The organism is Inhella gelatinilytica (assembly GCF_016093295.1).
Classification (GTDB): Bacteria; Pseudomonadota; Gammaproteobacteria; order Burkholderiales; family Burkholderiaceae_C; genus Inhella; species Inhella gelatinilytica.
The window spans coordinates 982,495-997,473 of the sequence record NZ_JAEDAL010000001.1; the positions used below are offsets into that span (position 1 = coordinate 982,495).

Annotated in this window: 15 protein-coding genes; 14 read left to right on the forward strand and 1 reads right to left on the reverse strand. The window is 68.6% G+C overall.

What is annotated here, in order from left to right; genetic code table 11:
• Positions 1-33 precede the first annotated feature (33 nt).
• From I7X43_RS04510 to I7X43_RS04535, 6 genes are all read left to right on the forward strand, one after another.
• Positions 34-843 (forward strand): CbbQ/NirQ/NorQ/GpvN family protein, encoded by an 810-nt coding sequence (locus I7X43_RS04510; RefSeq protein WP_198099682.1) that lies wholly within the window; start codon positions 34-36, stop codon positions 841-843.
• Positions 824-1,786, forward strand: coding sequence for a 4Fe-4S binding protein (locus I7X43_RS04515; protein ID WP_310737518.1), 963 nt, complete (start codon positions 824-826; stop codon positions 1,784-1,786). Before I7X43_RS04510 ends, I7X43_RS04515 begins: the two co-directional genes overlap by 20 nt.
• Position 1,787: 1 nt before the next feature.
• The gene (locus I7X43_RS04520) at positions 1,788-3,617 is read left to right on the forward strand and encodes a nitric oxide reductase activation protein NorD (protein WP_198099683.1); all 1,830 of its coding nucleotides are present in this window, start codon (positions 1,788-1,790) and stop codon (positions 3,615-3,617) included.
• A gap of 57 nt (positions 3,618-3,674) precedes the next feature.
• A complete protein-coding gene (locus I7X43_RS04525; protein WP_198099684.1) occupies positions 3,675-4,172 on the forward strand; it encodes a P-loop nucleotide/nucleoside kinase family protein in 498 nt (165 codons plus the stop codon).
• Between the two features lie 114 nt (positions 4,173-4,286).
• Positions 4,287-4,607, forward strand: a complete 321-nt coding sequence (locus tag I7X43_RS04530; RefSeq protein ID WP_198099685.1) for an antibiotic biosynthesis monooxygenase family protein — start codon at positions 4,287-4,289, stop codon at positions 4,605-4,607.
• Between the two features lie 45 nt (positions 4,608-4,652).
• Positions 4,653-5,348 (forward strand): Crp/Fnr family transcriptional regulator, encoded by a 696-nt coding sequence (locus I7X43_RS04535; RefSeq protein ID WP_198099686.1) that lies wholly within the window; start codon positions 4,653-4,655, stop codon positions 5,346-5,348.
• Here the strand turns inward: I7X43_RS04535 and I7X43_RS04540 are convergent.
• A complete protein-coding gene (locus I7X43_RS04540) occupies positions 5,330-6,268 on the reverse strand; it encodes a hypothetical protein (RefSeq protein WP_216860045.1) in 939 nt (312 codons plus the stop codon). The two genes, I7X43_RS04535 and I7X43_RS04540, sit on opposite strands and share 19 nt — an antisense overlap.
• A gap of 182 nt (positions 6,269-6,450) precedes the next feature.
• Here I7X43_RS04540 and I7X43_RS04545 point away from each other — a divergent pair, with 182 nt between their 5' ends.
• The 8 genes from I7X43_RS04545 to I7X43_RS04580 all read left to right on the forward strand — a co-directional run bounded on the left by I7X43_RS04545 (position 6,451) and on the right by I7X43_RS04580 (position 14,889).
• Positions 6,451-8,370: a TonB-dependent receptor plug domain-containing protein gene (locus tag I7X43_RS04545; RefSeq protein ID WP_198099688.1), complete on the forward strand. Its 1,920-nt coding sequence runs from the start codon at positions 6,451-6,453 to the stop codon at positions 8,368-8,370.
• Positions 8,367-8,750 (forward strand): SirB2 family protein, encoded by a 384-nt coding sequence (locus tag I7X43_RS04550; RefSeq protein WP_310737519.1) that lies wholly within the window; start codon positions 8,367-8,369, stop codon positions 8,748-8,750. The genes I7X43_RS04545 and I7X43_RS04550 overlap by 4 nt, the downstream gene beginning before the upstream one ends.
• The gene (locus tag I7X43_RS04555; protein ID WP_198099689.1) at positions 8,747-9,247 is read left to right on the forward strand and encodes a hemerythrin domain-containing protein; all 501 of its coding nucleotides are present in this window, start codon (positions 8,747-8,749) and stop codon (positions 9,245-9,247) included. Before I7X43_RS04550 ends, I7X43_RS04555 begins: the two co-directional genes overlap by 4 nt.
• Before the next feature lie 123 nt (positions 9,248-9,370).
• Positions 9,371-10,306 carry an NYN domain-containing protein gene (locus I7X43_RS04560; protein ID WP_198099690.1) on the forward strand — a complete coding sequence of 312 codons (936 nt, stop codon included), beginning with the start codon at positions 9,371-9,373 and terminating at the stop codon, positions 10,304-10,306.
• 21 nt (positions 10,307-10,327) lie between these two features.
• Positions 10,328-11,242, forward strand: a complete 915-nt coding sequence (locus I7X43_RS04565; protein ID WP_198099691.1) for a hypothetical protein — start codon at positions 10,328-10,330, stop codon at positions 11,240-11,242.
• Positions 11,243-11,381: 139 nt separating this feature from the next.
• Positions 11,382-12,860 (forward strand): alpha/beta fold hydrolase, encoded by a 1,479-nt coding sequence (locus I7X43_RS04570; RefSeq protein ID WP_198099692.1) that lies wholly within the window; start codon positions 11,382-11,384, stop codon positions 12,858-12,860.
• Entirely contained in the window at positions 12,857-13,672 is an 816-nt protein-coding gene (locus I7X43_RS04575) for an ABC transporter ATP-binding protein (RefSeq protein ID WP_198099693.1), read from the forward strand. The genes I7X43_RS04570 and I7X43_RS04575 overlap by 4 nt, the downstream gene beginning before the upstream one ends.
• Positions 13,669-14,889 carry an ABC transporter permease gene (locus I7X43_RS04580; protein WP_198099694.1) on the forward strand — a complete coding sequence of 407 codons (1,221 nt, stop codon included), beginning with the start codon at positions 13,669-13,671 and terminating at the stop codon, positions 14,887-14,889. Before I7X43_RS04575 ends, I7X43_RS04580 begins: the two co-directional genes overlap by 4 nt.
• Positions 14,890-14,979: the final 90 nt, after the last annotated feature.

A 14,979-nucleotide genomic window follows, 5' to 3' on the forward strand; every position in this document is an offset into this window, starting at 1 on the left:
CCATGAAACGGGGCCGCGCCCCCTGGATGCCCCATGTTGTCCCCCAAGACTGTCGCCCCTGCGGTTGAAGCCCCCCACTACTTGGCGCAAGGGCTGGAGTGCGAGCTGTTCGAACAGGCCTTCCAAGCCCGCCTGCCGCTGCTCCTCAAGGGGCCGACCGGATGCGGCAAGACGCGCCTGGTGGAGCACATGGCGGCGCGCCTGGGGCGGCCGCTGATCACGGTCAGCGGGCACGATGATCTGGGCGCCGCCGACCTCACGGGCCGCTACCTCATTGAAGGCGGCGACACCCGCTGGGTCGACGGGCCCTTGACCCGCGCCGTGCGCGAAGGCGCCATCTTTTATTTGGACGAGGTGGTCGAGGCGCGCAAGGACATCACCGTGGTGCTGCACCCGCTGGCGGATGACCGCCGGGTGCTCCCCGTGGACCGCACCAACGAGCTGCTGCACGCTGCGCCGGGCTTCATGCTGGTGCTCTCCTACAACCCGGGCTATCAGCATCTGCTCAAGGGCCTCAAGCCCAGCACGCGCCAGCGCTTTGTGGCGCTCTCGATGGACTACCCCGTGCCGGCGCTGGAAGCGCGTATCGTGCAGCAGGAGTCAGGCTGCAGCGAGGCCGTGGCCCAGCAGCTCGTGCAGCTGGCGCAAGCCTTGCGGCGCCTGACCGATCACGACCTGGAAGAAACCGCCAGCACGCGCCTTTTGGTGATGGCCGCGCGCCTGCAACAGGGGGGCATGCCGCTGGCGCTGGCCGTGCGGGCGGCCGTGATCGAGGCGCTGAGCGACGACACGGCCACGGTGGCCGCGTTGGTGGAGGTGCAGCGTGCCGTGCTCGGTGACTGAAACCCCGCCGGCGGCCGAGGCCTCGCGCCTTGCCCGCCTGCAGCGCACGCGACGGGTGCTGCAAATCGGGTTCTTTGCCCTGTTCCTGCTGGCCCCGGCGCTGGATCTGCTGCGCTTTGATTTGCACGAAGCGCAGTTGTGGTTTCTTGGTCAGCGGTGGAGCCTGGGCATTGACGCCTTCCGGGCCGGTGAGATCAGCGCCAACCAGGTGGCGATGAATATCTTATTGCGCGCCATCGTGCCGGGCGTGCTCTTCGTGGCGGCGTTTCTCACCGTGGCCTACCGCTGGGGACGGCTCTACTGCGGTTGGTTGTGCCCACATTTCAGCCTGGTGGAGTTGCTGAACCGCCTGCTAGCCCGCGCCAGCGGCAAGCTCAGCCTGTGGGACCGTGAGCGCGTGCCAGGCCCCCCTGCCCGTTCGGTGTACTGGGCGCTATACGGTGGCACGGCGCTGCTCTTCGGCTTTGTGTGGTCCATCACCTTGCTGACTTACCTGCTGCCCCCGGCCGAAATTTGGGGCCGGCTCTTGAGCGCCAGCCTGACGCCCAACCAGGCGCGGTTTTTGTTCATCGCCTGGGCGGTGTTTGCGCTGGAGTTGCTGTTGGCGCGGCACCTCTTCTGCCGCTTTGGCTGCGCAGTCGGGTTCTTCCAAAGTTTGGCCTGGATGGCCAACCCCAAGGCCCTGGTGGTCAGCTTTGCGCGGCCGCGGGCAACCGAATGCCGGGGCTGCGAGCCGGGCCCCGACTCGTGCGAGAACGCCTGCCCCATGCGGCTGCGCCCGCGCAACATCAAGCGGCTGATGTTCAGTTGCGTCCAGTGCGGGCAATGCCTCAGCGCCTGCGAGCACTCGCACGCCCAGCGGGGCCAGGACCCCAACCTGGTGTGGACCGTCGGCGTGGACGCCCTGCGCGAAACGCTGAAGCAGCGAAAGGCGGGGGACTGACATGGAAGAGTGGATCGGCGCCAAGTGGGACCGCTTCGTCACCCGACAGGCCTCTACCGAGTCGGCGGCTGCGGCCGTGAGCTTGGCGTCCGTGCAGCGCAGCATTGAACTGGTGCTGCACGCGGGCGGCGGGCATGCGCGTCTGGCTGCCGCCACCCCGGTCCGGGTCGGTGGCCAGCGCGGCTTTTGGCAGCGGGTGGCCGGCGCGGGGCAGCGGGCGCCGCTGGCCCAATTGGACCCCGAGGTGCTGGCCTTGCCCGAGCAGCTGGCCGTGCATGCCGACCCGGCGCTGAACCGCGACCTCTACCTGTGGCTGGCCGCGCTGGCGGCGCATTACGAGCTGGCGGCCGGTCTGGGTTGGCTGGCCGGCAACCAAGTCGCCACACGCGCGGCGCTGGCGGCGTTTCCAGGTTTGCGAGCGGTGTTTCGGCGCCTCGTGGCGGCGGAACTTCAGCTGCGTGCGCAGCAGCCGGTCGAAGGCGCCGAGCGGGTGGTGCAGCACGCCCTAAAAGCTGCGGCAGCAGGGGTCGACGGCACGGAAGAAGGGGAGGACGGGGCGGGAGGGACCGGCGAGGTGGACCCGCTCACTGTGGCCCCCGTGTGGGTGTGGCTGCGCCCCGCTCTGGCGGGGGCCGGTGGCGAGGCCCTGCCGGGTCATGGCGAAGGCGAAGGGCCGCGCACCAAACTGCAGCACCTGCCGCAGCGTCGGCGCGTGCAGCGACAAGATGGTCAAGAGGCGTCACGCAACCCTTTTTTGCTCGGCGCAAAAACCGAGTGGATCAAGACCTTTGCCGACCCCTTTCAGATCGACCGCGCCCAGGATGACGAGGACGACGGCGACGCCGATGTGGCCGCCGAAGAACTGGAAACCCTGACCCTGCAGCGACCGGAAGGCCAGCGCCGAGCGGCCCAGGTGCGCTTCGACCTGGACCTGCCGGCGGCGTCGGCCGACGACGAGCTCGTGGGCGAGGGCGAGTGGCTGCCCGAGTGGGATGCCAAGCAGCAGCGCTTGCAGCCGCGCCGCGTGCTGGCCCAGTGCTACATGCCGCGCAACCCCAGCCTGTGGACACCCGACGCTGCCTTGCGCGTGCAGGCGGCCCAGGTGCGCCGGCGCATGGAGTTGCAGCAGGCGGCGCCGCGCTGGTTGCGCGCCCAGCGCGAGGGCGAGCAGATCGACCTGGATGCTTGGGTGCGGCACCGCGCTCACCCGGTGGGCACGGCGGCGGTGTACGAACGCCGGGTGCGCGCCCAGCGCGAGCTGGCCAGCCTCTTGCTGGCCGATCTGTCGCTGTCCACCGACGCCCACGCCAACAACGAGCAGCGGGTGATCGAGGTCATCCGCGACGCGCTCTACACCTTCGGCGAGGCCCTGGCGGGCAGCGGTGACGCCTTCGCCATGCTGGGCTTCAGTTCGGTGCGGCGCCAGCTGCGTCTGCACGAGCTCAAGGGCTTTGACGAGCGCTGGAGCGACCCGGTGCGGGCGCGCCTCGGGGCGCTGAAGCCCGGCTACTACACCCGCATGGGCGCTGCGCTGCGCGCCGCCACCCGCCGCCTGGAGGCTCGGCCTGAGCGCCAGCGCTTGCTGATATTGCTCACCGACGGCAAGCCGCACGACCTGGACGGCTACGAGGGCCGCTGGGGCCAAGACGACACCCGCCAAGCCGTGCAGGAAGCGCGGGCTGCGGGCCTGCTGCCCTTTGCCGTCTCCATCGACGAAACCGCCCCCGAGGTGCTGCCCGCCCTCTTCGGCGACAAGGCCTGGGCCTGGGTACGCCGTCCCGAAGACCTGCCGCTGCGCTTGGCGGCGCTCTATGGTCAGTTGACGCGTTGACAGGGGCGGGGGTCGCGCCTAAGGTGTAGGTCTCTACCCGGCCTTTCGCCGCTACCAATGCCCCCACCCCCCGCCACGCTGTACTTCCTCTGCGGCAAGATGGCCGCCGGCAAGTCCACCCACGCGCAGGCACTGGCGCAGCAGCATCAGGCGGTGCTTTGGGTCCAGGATGAGCTGCTGGAGACGCTGTACCCCGGCGAGATCTTGAACCTGGGGGACTTTGAGCGCTGCTCCGCGCGGTTGCGCGCCGCCCTTGGCCCTGGGGTCCAGGCTGTGTTGCACAGAGGGATCGATGTGGTGCTGGATTTCCCAGGCAACACGGTCCGTCAGCGGCAGTGGTTTCGGGCGCTGTTCGAGGGCGCCGGTGCGGCGCACGAACTGCACTGGGTCGATGCCTCGGATGCGCGGTGCAAGCGGCAACTGCGGCAGCGCAGCGCCCATTTGCCGCCCGGATCGCCCTGGACCACAGAGGCGGAGTTCGATGCCGTCACGGCCTTCTTCCAAGCCCCAACGGCGGACGAGGGGTTTCATGTCGTGCACTGGCCTCGGAGTTGAACCCCGCGAGGAGCCGGTCGCCAGCCGGGGCCAAACATGGGAGCATCGACCCCGCAGGCGGTGCGCCGCCCGCTCTCGCGGCCGGAGGGGCCGCACCGTCAAGAGGAGGGCGTCATGAGTGCCTTCAACGTGGTTCGGTTTCGGGTCAAGCCCGGGCAAGAGGCGGCGTTTGTGGACGCCCACCGGGACCTCGCGCCGGCTTGGCCGGGCCTGCGCCGGTTCGCCCTGGTGCAAACAGGGGCTTCCAGTTTTTGCCTGATCGGGGAGTGGCAGGACATGGCCAGTATTGCCGCCGCGCGCCCCGCGATGGGGGCCCAGTTGGACCGCTTTCGCGCGCTGCTGGAGGACTTGGGCGGCGGGCTGGGGGTCACCGATCCGGTGTCGGGCGAGGCCGTGCTCGAGGTGCAGCAGGTGTCCGCTCCCACTGGGCCTTGATGCGCATCAAGCTCTGAGGCCCAGGGGGCCCGCACACTGTGCGCCATGCTTGAAAACCGCCCCTTCGATACCCCTCGATTTCTGAGTCGCCAGCCGTTGTTCAGCGATGTGGAAGAGCACGCGCTGCACCGTTTGGCCGAGGCTTGCCAATTGCGCCGCCTGGAGCGGGGTGAGATGGTGTTCCATGTGGGGGATCCCTGCGAGGCGTTTTGCATCACCGTGGTGGGGCAGGTCAAGCTCTATGTGATTGCCCCCAACGGCAACGAAAAGGTGATCGAGCTGATCGGGCCGGGCGGCAGCTTTGGCGAGGCGCTGATGTTCCTGGGCCGGCCGTACTTGGTGAACGCGCAGGCCCTGGCCGACACGACGCTGCTCTTCGTGCCGCGTCAGGCGCTGGTCAATGAGTTGGAGGCCGACCCGAAGTTCGCCATGCGCATGCTGGCCGGTTTGAGCCGCCGCCTGCACGGACTGGTGGGGGATGTGCAGGCCTATGCCTTGCAGTCGGGCGTGCAGCGGGTCATCGGCTACTTGCTGCGCGGTGCCGGGGACGAGGAGAGCGAGCTGGTGGTGTCGCTGCCGGTCAGCAAGGCCACGCTGGCCTCGCGCCTGTCGCTGACGCCCGAGTACTTTTCACGCGTGCTCCGCGAGTTGGAGTACGCCGGCTTGATTGAGGTGGACCGGCGCGACATCCACATCAAGGACGCCCACCGGCTGGCCACGTATCAAACCACCGGGGCCTGAAAGAACAGCGGCTGCGCCCGCGGGGCGCTGCGCAGGCCCAGCCACCGTTGTCGCACCTGGGCTTTGAGCCCTTCGGCGGCCAGCATCTGGTCGAGCTGCGGCAGGGCCAAGTCGCGAAGCGCTGACAGGCTGACCCACAACACCGGCTGATCGGCGGTGTCCGCTACCGGCTGCACGTCGACCACCCCCGTGTGGGCGGCCAAGCGCTGGGGCAGATCCGGTGCAAACGGGCCTTGCAACAGCACGGAGGCCACCGCCTGCTGCTGGGCTCGGTGCGGCGGAGCCAGGCTCAGCCCGTGCAGGTCCCCCGCGTCTTGCCAGCGGCGCAACTGCGCCAACACCTCGCGTTCGCTGCGGCCCAGCTCGCTGGCCACGGCCTGGAACGGGTGGGCGCACAGGGGCAAACCACCTTCCAAACGTCGAGCCAATTCCGGGTCGGTGCACGGGCCCCCGTGCTCGCCGCAGGTGCAGTGCCGGCAGGCGGGTTCGGGCAGGCCGATCCACAGCAGGTCGACTTGGGCGTCCTGCTGTGCCCAGGTGCTCAGCGACGCCTGTTGCTGACGCAGCGCGCTGCTGCTGCGGGCCTGCAGCTCAAACACCACGCCTTGGATGTCACCCTCGCACCATTCCACCCATGCGGTGCCGGGCAAGGCCACCAGGCGTTGCAGCCCCGCTTGCTCGGCTTCGGGGGGGCCCTGCAAGTGGCCGCGCAGGCGCCAAGCGCTGACGCGTGCACCCCACTGCACGCGAGGGCCCTGCAAGGTGCCCTGACGCTGCAGCGTTTGGCACTGGGTCAGCAATTCGCGCAGGCTGGCGCCGGTTTGGCGGGCCAAAACCTGAAAGGGGGAGGCTTGAAGGGGGAACCCCTCTTGCCACCCGTGTTGAAGGGCCTGTCCGAGGCCTGCGCAAACGCTTCCCATGATGGGGGGCGATGGTGCGGGTTGCCGGTGAGGCGGGCCTTGACCCACTTCAAGTGGGGCGCGTCGGGGCCTCGGGGTTTGCACTGACGCAAACTTCGCTGACCGTGAGCTTGAAGTGCATCAAAGTGCGTTGGCCGCCGAGCCGGCACGCTTACGCCTGTTCCGACTCTTCAAAAAGAACCATGCTCCGACTGACTCCTTTGGCTGGCGCGATGCTGCTGCTGGCTCCCCTGGGTGCCCAGGCCCAGGCCTTGAGTGCCACGCTGCCGGCCGTGGTGGTGAGCGCCACGCGCCACGCCTTGCCCCTCATTGACGCCCCGGCAGCGATGACGGTGGTGACGGCCGAACAACTGGCCGAACGGGGCACCGACAACCTGCTGCAAGCGCTGCGCGCCGAGCCGGGTGTGACCAGCTTCGGCCGTCCGATTGGCGGCCGCAAGGCGCTGGCCCTGCGCGGCATGGACCCGCGCCACACGCTCATCCTCGTGGACGGCAAGCGCATCGCCGCCAGCGATGGGCTGGTGGGGGCGTCCGACTTCCAACTGGATTGGACCGGCGGTGTGGACATTGAGCGCGTCGAAGTGGTGCGCGGGCCCATGTCCGTGCTGTACGGCGCCGAGGCCCTGGGCGGCGTGATCAACGTCATCACCCGCCCCCTGCCCGACCGCTGGGGTGCCACGGTTTTCTTGGAAGGTCGTGATGGCGACGGAGGCGGCACGGGGCACCGGGCGGGCGCATCGCTGCGCATGCCGCTGGGCGCGGGGCTGAAGGCGGCCTTGTCGCTGAGCGACAGCTACCGCGCCAGCACCCCATCGGGCAGCGACGCCCGCATCAGTGCCGTGGAGGGGCGCCACCCCACAGAAGTCGCGCTGCGGCTGGAGGCTGAGCCCGCCAAGGGCCATCGTCTGAACCTCGACGTGCGCGGCAGCGACGAGGACCGCTGGCTCGAAGCGCGTGAGCGCAGTGGCCTGCGTCGCTATCACGAGAGCTTTCACACGCTGGAGCGCCGCCACGCCGCGCTGGCCTGGGAGGCGCAATGGGCCAGTGGCTGGGAGAGCCAGCTGCGCACCTACGGCACGGAGTTGGCCGTGAGCAACCTCAAAACCAATGGCGTGGCTTCGCTGCGCCCCAACACGCTGAACGACCGGGTGCTGGAAGGGCAGGTGGGGGGTGATCTTGGGCGCGACCACCGCCTGACTGCGGGCTTTGAGTTGCGCAACGAGCAGCTCGACAACAGCGGCTTGCCCGGTGGTCACGCCGAGGCCGATCACCGCTCGGTGTACGGTCAGATGGAGAGCCGTCTGAGCAAGGGCTTCACGTTGACGGCCGGTCTGCGCAGCGACGACACCGACCGTTTCGGGCGTGAACTCAGCCCGCGCGTCTATGGGGTCTGGAAAGTGGCGCCGCAGTGGGTCGTCAAGGGCGGGTACGGCCACGGCTTCAAAGCCCCCAACCTGAAGCAGATCGACCCCAGCTACCGCGAGGATGAAGGCCCCAACACCTACATCGGCCGTGCGGACCTGAGCCCTGAAACCAACGACAACGTGGAGTTGGGTGCCAGCTGGGAGGGCGGCGCCTGGGCGGCCTCCGGCATGGCCTTTCGCAACCGCATCCGCGACCTGATCCTCCCGCGTCTCATCAGCGGCAACGCAGCGCGCGGCACCTACCAGTTCGAGAACCTGGACGCCGCCGTGATCCAAGGGGTGGAACTGGCCCTGGCCTGGCGCCAAGGCCCGTGGCATGTGCAAGCGCACACCACGCTGCTGAATGCCAAGGACGACAAGGGCTGGCCGCTGGACAAGCGCGCCCGTGAAGTCAGCGGCGTGCGCCTGGACTACCGCGCCGACGCCTGGAGCGCCGGCCTGGCTTGGGAGCGCCAAGCGCGCCTGTACCTGGCCAGCAGCACCGCCGGCCAGCCGCCGCAGGCGGTGCCGCGTCTGAACCAGATCAACCTGTACGCGACCCTGCGTCTGAGTCCCCAGATTCGGCTGCGGGCGGGCGTGGACAACCTGGGCAACCTGCGCCTGGCTGAAAAGAGCCCGCTCTTCAGCTATGAGGAGTTGCCGCGCAGCTTCCGCCTGGGGGTTGAGGCGCGCTGGTGAGCCCAGAGCTCTACGTCGCGCTGCGCCACAGCCACCTGGGCCTGGTTAGTCTGAGTGTGGCCTTGTTCGCGCTGCGCGGCTTGGGGGCCTTGAGCGGGGCCGCCTGGCCCCTGCGGCCCGCGGCGCGAGGGCTGAGTGTCGCCATCGACGTCGTGCTGCTGCTCACGGGCGTCAGCCTGGCCGTCGGGCTCCAGGTCAGCCAGGCTTGGCTCCCGGTCAAACTGGGATGGCTGGTGGCTTACATTGGGCTGGGCAGTCTGGCGCTCAAGCGGGCGCCCACCCGCGCGGCCAAGGCCCTGGCCTTTGTGCTGGCCTTGGGCTGTGTGACGATGCTGGTGGGGGTGGCGCGCGCCCATCATCCGCTGGGGTGGTTTGCATGAATCTGTTCAATTCGCCGAGTGTGGGCTTTGAAGCCCCGTTTGACATGCTCCAGGCCTGCCATGAGCGGGTGGAGCGCATGCTGGCCTTGCTGGAGCGTCTCGCCGCCTATTTGGCGGACCACCTGGCCGACCCCACTGCCCAGCAGGCGGCCCACGATGTGATGCGGTACTTCGATATGGCGGCCCCGCACCACCACGAGGATGAGGAGCGGCATGTCCTGCCGCGATTGCGGCAAACCGGCCACGCCGCGTTGGCAGACCGGCTGGCGCAGGACCACCAGCGCATGACCACCGCGTGGGCGGCGCTGCGCGTGCAGCTCGTGGACCTGCAGGCGGGCATCAAGCCGGCGACCGACACGTGGCCGGCCTTCGTGGCGCTGTACCGCGCCCACATTGCCCTGGAAGAAGGCGAGGCCTTTGTGCTGGGGGCCCAAGGTTTGAACGCGGCCGACCTGGCCCACATGGGTCAGGAAATGGAAAGTCGCCGGCGCGGCTAGGCCCAAGGGGCGCCTGAAGCCCTGCGCGCCAGAGACAATGCGGGGTCGCCTCACTGGGCGACTCCTTTTTTTCGCCCCTTTTCCTCCCATCGGGCGCCTTTTCATCCTGTTCAAAGCCGAAATATGTCCGCTTCTGTTTGCCGTATTGCCGTTTTCTACGACGGCACCTATTTCAACAAGGTCAGCAACTACTACCTCTATCAACACGAACGCCGCGCCCGTCTGTCGCTCAAAGGGATTCACGACTTCGTCTGCGCCGAGGTGGCCCGCCTGGAAGGCGCGCACCTGAGCCGCTGCCAGGTGGTCGACGCCAGCTATTTCCGCGCCCGCCTGACCGCCCCCATGGCCCAAGAGCGCGACCGCCTGTATGGCGAGCGCATGTTTGAAGACATGCTGGTGCGCGCCGATGTGAACCTGTACCAGCAGCATGTCACGGTGCTGGCCGATGGCAGCTTTGAAGAACGCCGGGTCGATGTCTGGATGGCGCTCGAAGCCTACGAGGCGGCCGTGCTCAAGCGCTACGACGTGGTGGTGCTGCTCACGGGGGACGGTGATTTCGTGCCCCTTGTGCGCAAGCTCACCGGCCTGGGCACGCGGGTGATGCTGCTGGGCTGGGACTTCAGTTTCGAGCGCGAGGGCAAGTTGCACCGCACGCAGGTCAGCCACGCCCTGCTGGAGCGGGCCACCTACCCGGTCATGATGGGCGAAGTGATTGAGCAGCGCCGCGACGAGGCCTTGATCAACGGCCTGTTCTTTGCCCGCGCCCCCGAGTTCAGCCCACGACCGGCCGCGCCGCAGGCCGCCCTGACCGCTGCCCCCGCCCCCACGCCCGAAGAGTTGGACGCCGACGAGCGCCCGGGTGTGCTCGCCAACTGGTTTGCCGACAAGGGCTACGGCTTCATCCGCCCCACCCTGGGCGGCGACAACCTGTTCTTCCACGTCTCCGAATTGGTGGAAGGCGACGCCCTGGACCTGCAACCCCAGAGCGCCGTGAGCTATCACATGGTGCAGGGCGACCGCGGGCCGGTGGCCAAACAGGTGCGCTTGCTGCGCGCCTAACCGCAACGCTGCCCGCCCACCATGCCCATTCAGCCCAAGGCACTGTGGCGCGCCCTCGGCGTTGTCATGGCGACAGCGGCAGCATGGTTGGTGGGCAGCACGCTATTCGAGTCGCCGCCCATCTCGAACGGGGCCGGCGAGCCGCATCCCATCAAGGCATCGCCGATCAAGGCACAAGTTCTGGACGGCTTGCAAACCTCCGTGACGGTCGCGTCGACCGGCAGCACGCCAGCGTCTGCATCGCATCCACTGTTGGGCCCACCGCCCACCGTGTGGCTGGGGCGGCACATTGGATCGGAAGGCTATGGGCCGCACATCGCCGAAATCGCGGCAAAGGGTTCGGCCTCTGAGGCCTTGGCGGCTGTTGGCCGGGTGAGGAAGTGCGCCTTCATGGACGAGCTCGAAGCCTTCAACCGGAGCAAGCGAGAAGGCGCGCTCCCTGAAGAAGCCGCCCTCATGGATCAGGAGTGGGCGCATTTCCAGGTGGAGCGCAGCCTGTGTCAGACCGTGACCTCGTCCCACCAGGCACTGGCAATGGCTTTGGCCCGTCGCGCCGCACAGGAACGAGTGCCTGGCGGCGCTGCGGCCTTGGCTGAGGTGCTGATGGACGCCAGAGAGATGGCCGGGTGGCCAGGCGTGTTGGCGCAATTGAGAGAGGCCGCGCAGCGCATGGATGACTCTGCACTGGAGTTGCTTGCGTTTGGACAGCGGAGCGTTTCACTGGGTGACATCGAACGCATGGCCTATCGCTTGCTGTACCAGCAATTGCTTGCCGAAGGTTGGCGGGCCTTAGGGAATTGGTCGTCGCTTCACATCGAGTCCCAGGGCGAGGCCTACGCCATTGAGCTGACTCCGCAGCAAATGAGCCAAGCCAAGCAGTTGGCGGACAGGCTGTATGTGCAGTGCTGTGTCAACTGGAAGAAGAAGCCCGGCTAAGCCCTGAACTCGCCCGACCCGCCGTTCACACGCGCTGCCTGCCATTCACCCCATCCGGGGGGCCATTCACCCGCCCAGGGGGTGCTCAGGGCATGGAAGCCACCACAATGCGCGGCGTCGCAAACAACGCCGTCCTTCCATGCGCTTCACCCCCCTCTTGCTGACCGCCTTGGCGGCGGCCGTGCCGCAGATGAGCTCTGCGGCCGAGTTGGCGCTCAAACCCTGCCGCCTGCGCGGTGTGCCCACCGAAGTCCAGTGCGGTGACCTGGTTCGTCCGCTGAACCCGGCCGAGCCCGCAGGCGCCTCGATCAAGCTGCGCGTGGCCGTGGTGCCGGCGCTGGCCCGCAATAAGCTGCCCGACCCGGTGGTGCTGCTGGCCGGGGGGCCGGGCCAGGCTGCGGTGGGCCTGGCCGATTTGATCGTGCCGCGCTACCGCAAGCTCAACAACCGCCGTGACCTGATCCTGGTGGACCAGCGCGGCACGGGCGAGTCCGCCCCGCTGGACTGCCCCGACGAGCGCACCATCAGCCTGGCCGAAGCCTTTCAGCCCGAGCGCGCCCTCAAGCGCTTGGCCGAGTGCCGCGAGGCGCTCAAGAAGCTGCCGTACGGGGATCTGCGCCAGTTCACCACCACGATCGCCATGCAGGATCTGGACGCCGTCCGCCAAGCGTTGGGCATTCAGCAGTGGAACCTGATCGGCGCCAGTTACGGCACGCGCGCGGCCTTGGAGTACCTGCGGCTGTTCCCGCAGGCGGTGCGCCGCACGGTGATCGACGGGGTGGCGCCCCCGGACATGGTGCTGCCGGCCAGCTTCAGCACGGACACCCAGACGGCGCTGGATGCGCTCTTCGCGTCCTGCGCCGCCCAGCCGCAGTGTCAGCAGGCCTACCCCCAGTTGCAAGCCGAATGGCAGCAGGTGTTGAACGGCCTGCCGCGGAGCGTGACCTTGCGCCACCCGGTCAGCGGCGCGCTCGAAACCATCACCCTGCGCCGTGACGACGTGCTGCGGGCCGTGCGCTCACCGCTGTACGCCCCGACCCTGGCCAGCGCGCTGCCGGCGGCCATTCACGCTGCGGCGAAGGGCGATTTCGACGGGCTGGGCGGCCTGGCTTCGGGCCTGGGCGGTGGGCGCGGCGCGATGAAGCTGGCCACCGGCATGCACTTCTCGGTCGTCTGCGCCGAGGACGCTCCGCGCCTGAGCGCTGCCACCGATGCCCCGGGGCGCGACTACCAGGGCATGGACAAGGCCTTTTATGGCGCTGTCTGCACCGACTGGCCACGCGGCGCCGTGCCCGAAGCCTTCTACACCGTGCCGCCCGCCAAGAGTCCGGTTTGGGTGCTCTCCGGCGGGGCCGACCCGGTGACCCCGCCGCGCCACGGCGACCGTGTGGCCAAGGCCCTCGGCGCGCTGGCCAAGCACGAGGTGGTGCCCGCCGCTGGCCACGGGGTGCTGGCCCTGGGCTGCGTGCGCGACGCCCTGACCAAGTTCATCGAAGCCAAGACCGATGCGGACGCCTTGAAGGCCAGCGCCGAGTGCGCCAGCACCATGCCGCGACCGCTGGCCTTCATCCCGCCGCTGACCCTGCCTGTTTCCTCGAAAGCGAGCGACGCCAAATGATTCTGATCGACGCTGTTTCCAAGCGCTTCAAAGCGCCGGCCCCCAAAGCGAGCGGCCTTTCGGGCCTCGCGGGGGTCTCCGCCCTGCTGCGCAAACGCGAAGCCTCCTGGGTGGAGGCCGTGCGCAACGTCAGCCTGACCGCCGCCGACGGCCGCATCACCGGCCTGCTCGGTCCCAACGGCGCGGGCAAGACCACGACGCTGCGCATGCTGGCCGGCTTGTTCGAGCCCGACCACGGCCGCATCAGCGTGGATGGCCTGCCGGTCACCGGGCAGAACCCGGCGGCGCTCTCGCGCATGGGCATCCTGGGCGATGCGCACGGCCTCTACCCTCGCCTGACGGCGCGCGAAAACATCATTTACTTCGGCCGCCTGCAAGGCATGGCCCGCGAAGAGGCCGAGGACCGCGCCGAAGTGCTGTCCGAGTTGCTGGACCTGAAAAAGGTCATCGACCGCCGCGCCGACGGCTTCAGCCAGGGCGAGCGCATGAAGACCGCCCTGGCCCGCGCCCTGGTGCACGACCCGGCCAACATCGTGCTGGACGAGCCCACCAATGGCCTGGATGTGCTGGCCACCCGCGCCCTGCGCGAGGCCCTGCGCGTGCTGGCCCGCGAGCAGGGCAAGTGCATCGTCTTCTCCACACACATCATGCAAGAGGTCGAGTACCTCTGCGACGAGGTGGTGGTGGTGGCCCGGGGCACCTCGGTGGCGCGCGGCAGCGTGCCCGAGCTCAAGCAGCAGGCCGGCTGTGAGCGCTTTGAGGATGCCTTCGTGGCCCTGGCTTTTCCTGAATCGACCCCGGAGGCCGCATGAGCGCCGCTGCATCCCCCACCTTGAATCACTCTGTGACCCGCCCCCTGAGCCGCTGGGCGCAAACCGCCGTCGTCTTCTTCAAGGAGTGGCGGGACGCCCTGCGCGACCGCCGCACGCTGATGCGCCTGGCCGTGCCTGCGCTCCTGATGGGCCCGCTGATGCTCATGTTGCTCAGCGGCCTGATCGCCCAGTTTGAAAGCCAGGCCGCCAAGCGCGAGTTGATGGCTGTGGGCCTGGAGCATGCGCCCACCCTGCGCAACTATGTGGAGCGCCAGGGCTACACCGTCAAGGACGCGCCGGCCGACTATGAGCGCAAGCTGCGCGACAGCCAACTCAGCCAGCCCGTGTTGGTGGTGCCGAAGTCCTTTGAGGACGACTTGGCTCAGGGCGAGGCGGTGCACCTGGAAGTGGTGACCGACAGCGCCAACACGCGGGCCAGCGCCGGCGCCGGCGCGGTGGCCGGTCTGATCAACGGCTTTGGCCGCGAGCGTGGGGCGCTGCAACTGATGCTGCGCGGGGTGCCCGCCGACTTGATGCAAGCCGTGCAGCTCAACGAGCGCGACCTCGCCAGCCCCGGCGCCCGTGCCTCGCGTTTGACCAGCATGATCCCCATGTTCGTCATCATGGCCGTGCTCTATGGCTGCCTCACGGCGGCGCTGGACAGCACCTCCGGCGAGCGCGAGCGCGGTTCGCTCGAACCCCTCTTGATGAACCCCGTGCCCCACCTCAGCCTGGTGATCGGCAAGTGGGCGGCCGTGGCCTTGCTGGGCGGGGTGGTGGCAGCGCTGTGTGCCACCAGCTTCATGCCGGCGCAGCTGCTGCTCAAGAGCGACAGCCTGCAGGCCATGTTCCGCTTCGGCTGGGGCGAGGTCACGGACTTCATCGCTGTCTTGCTGCCGCTGTGCGCGGCGCTCGGGGCCCTGCTCATGGCCGTGGCCATCCGCACCAAGACTTTCAAAGAAGCCCAGGCCAGTGCCACCCTGGTGATGACGATGGTGAGCCTGGCGCCCATGGTCAGCCTGATGAACCCCGGCGGTGACGCCCCCTGGTACTTCTGGGTGCCCGGCCTGGGCCAGAACCAACTCATGATGCTGGTGCTCAAGGGCGAGCCGATGCAGCTGATGCAATGGCTGCCCACCGTGGTGACGGCGGTGGTGATGAGCGCCGTGTGCCTGGTCTACGTGGCGCGGCATATGCGGGAGGCGGTGAGCCGGTGAATACGCGTGCTCCATCACAGGCCTTAGCCGTCGAGATCGACCCGGCGTGGGGGCTTGCGGAGTCGGGGGTGAGAGCGACTCTGACACGAA

Coding starts and splice junctions, on each gene's coding strand:
- I7X43_RS04510 (WP_198099682.1), top strand. CDS start 34: ATGTTGTCCCCCAAGACTGTCGCCCCTGCGGTTGAAGCCCCCCACTAC.
- I7X43_RS04520 (WP_198099683.1), top strand. CDS start 1,788: ATGGAAGAGTGGATCGGCGCCAAGTGGGACCGCTTCGTCACCCGACAG.
- I7X43_RS04525 (WP_198099684.1), top strand. CDS start 3,675: ATGCCCCCACCCCCCGCCACGCTGTACTTCCTCTGCGGCAAGATGGCC.
- I7X43_RS04530 (WP_198099685.1), top strand. CDS start 4,287: ATGAGTGCCTTCAACGTGGTTCGGTTTCGGGTCAAGCCCGGGCAAGAG.
- I7X43_RS04535 (WP_198099686.1), top strand. CDS start 4,653: ATGCTTGAAAACCGCCCCTTCGATACCCCTCGATTTCTGAGTCGCCAG.
- I7X43_RS04540 (WP_216860045.1), bottom strand. CDS start 6,268: ATGGGAAGCGTTTGCGCAGGCCTCGGACAGGCCCTTCAACACGGGTGG.
- I7X43_RS04545 (WP_198099688.1), top strand. CDS start 6,451: ATGCTCCGACTGACTCCTTTGGCTGGCGCGATGCTGCTGCTGGCTCCC.
- I7X43_RS04555 (WP_198099689.1), top strand. CDS start 8,747: ATGAATCTGTTCAATTCGCCGAGTGTGGGCTTTGAAGCCCCGTTTGAC.
- I7X43_RS04560 (WP_198099690.1), top strand. CDS start 9,371: ATGTCCGCTTCTGTTTGCCGTATTGCCGTTTTCTACGACGGCACCTAT.
- I7X43_RS04565 (WP_198099691.1), top strand. CDS start 10,328: ATGCCCATTCAGCCCAAGGCACTGTGGCGCGCCCTCGGCGTTGTCATG.
- I7X43_RS04570 (WP_198099692.1), top strand. CDS start 11,382: ATGCGCTTCACCCCCCTCTTGCTGACCGCCTTGGCGGCGGCCGTGCCG.
- I7X43_RS04575 (WP_198099693.1), top strand. CDS start 12,857: ATGATTCTGATCGACGCTGTTTCCAAGCGCTTCAAAGCGCCGGCCCCC.
- I7X43_RS04580 (WP_198099694.1), top strand. CDS start 13,669: ATGAGCGCCGCTGCATCCCCCACCTTGAATCACTCTGTGACCCGCCCC.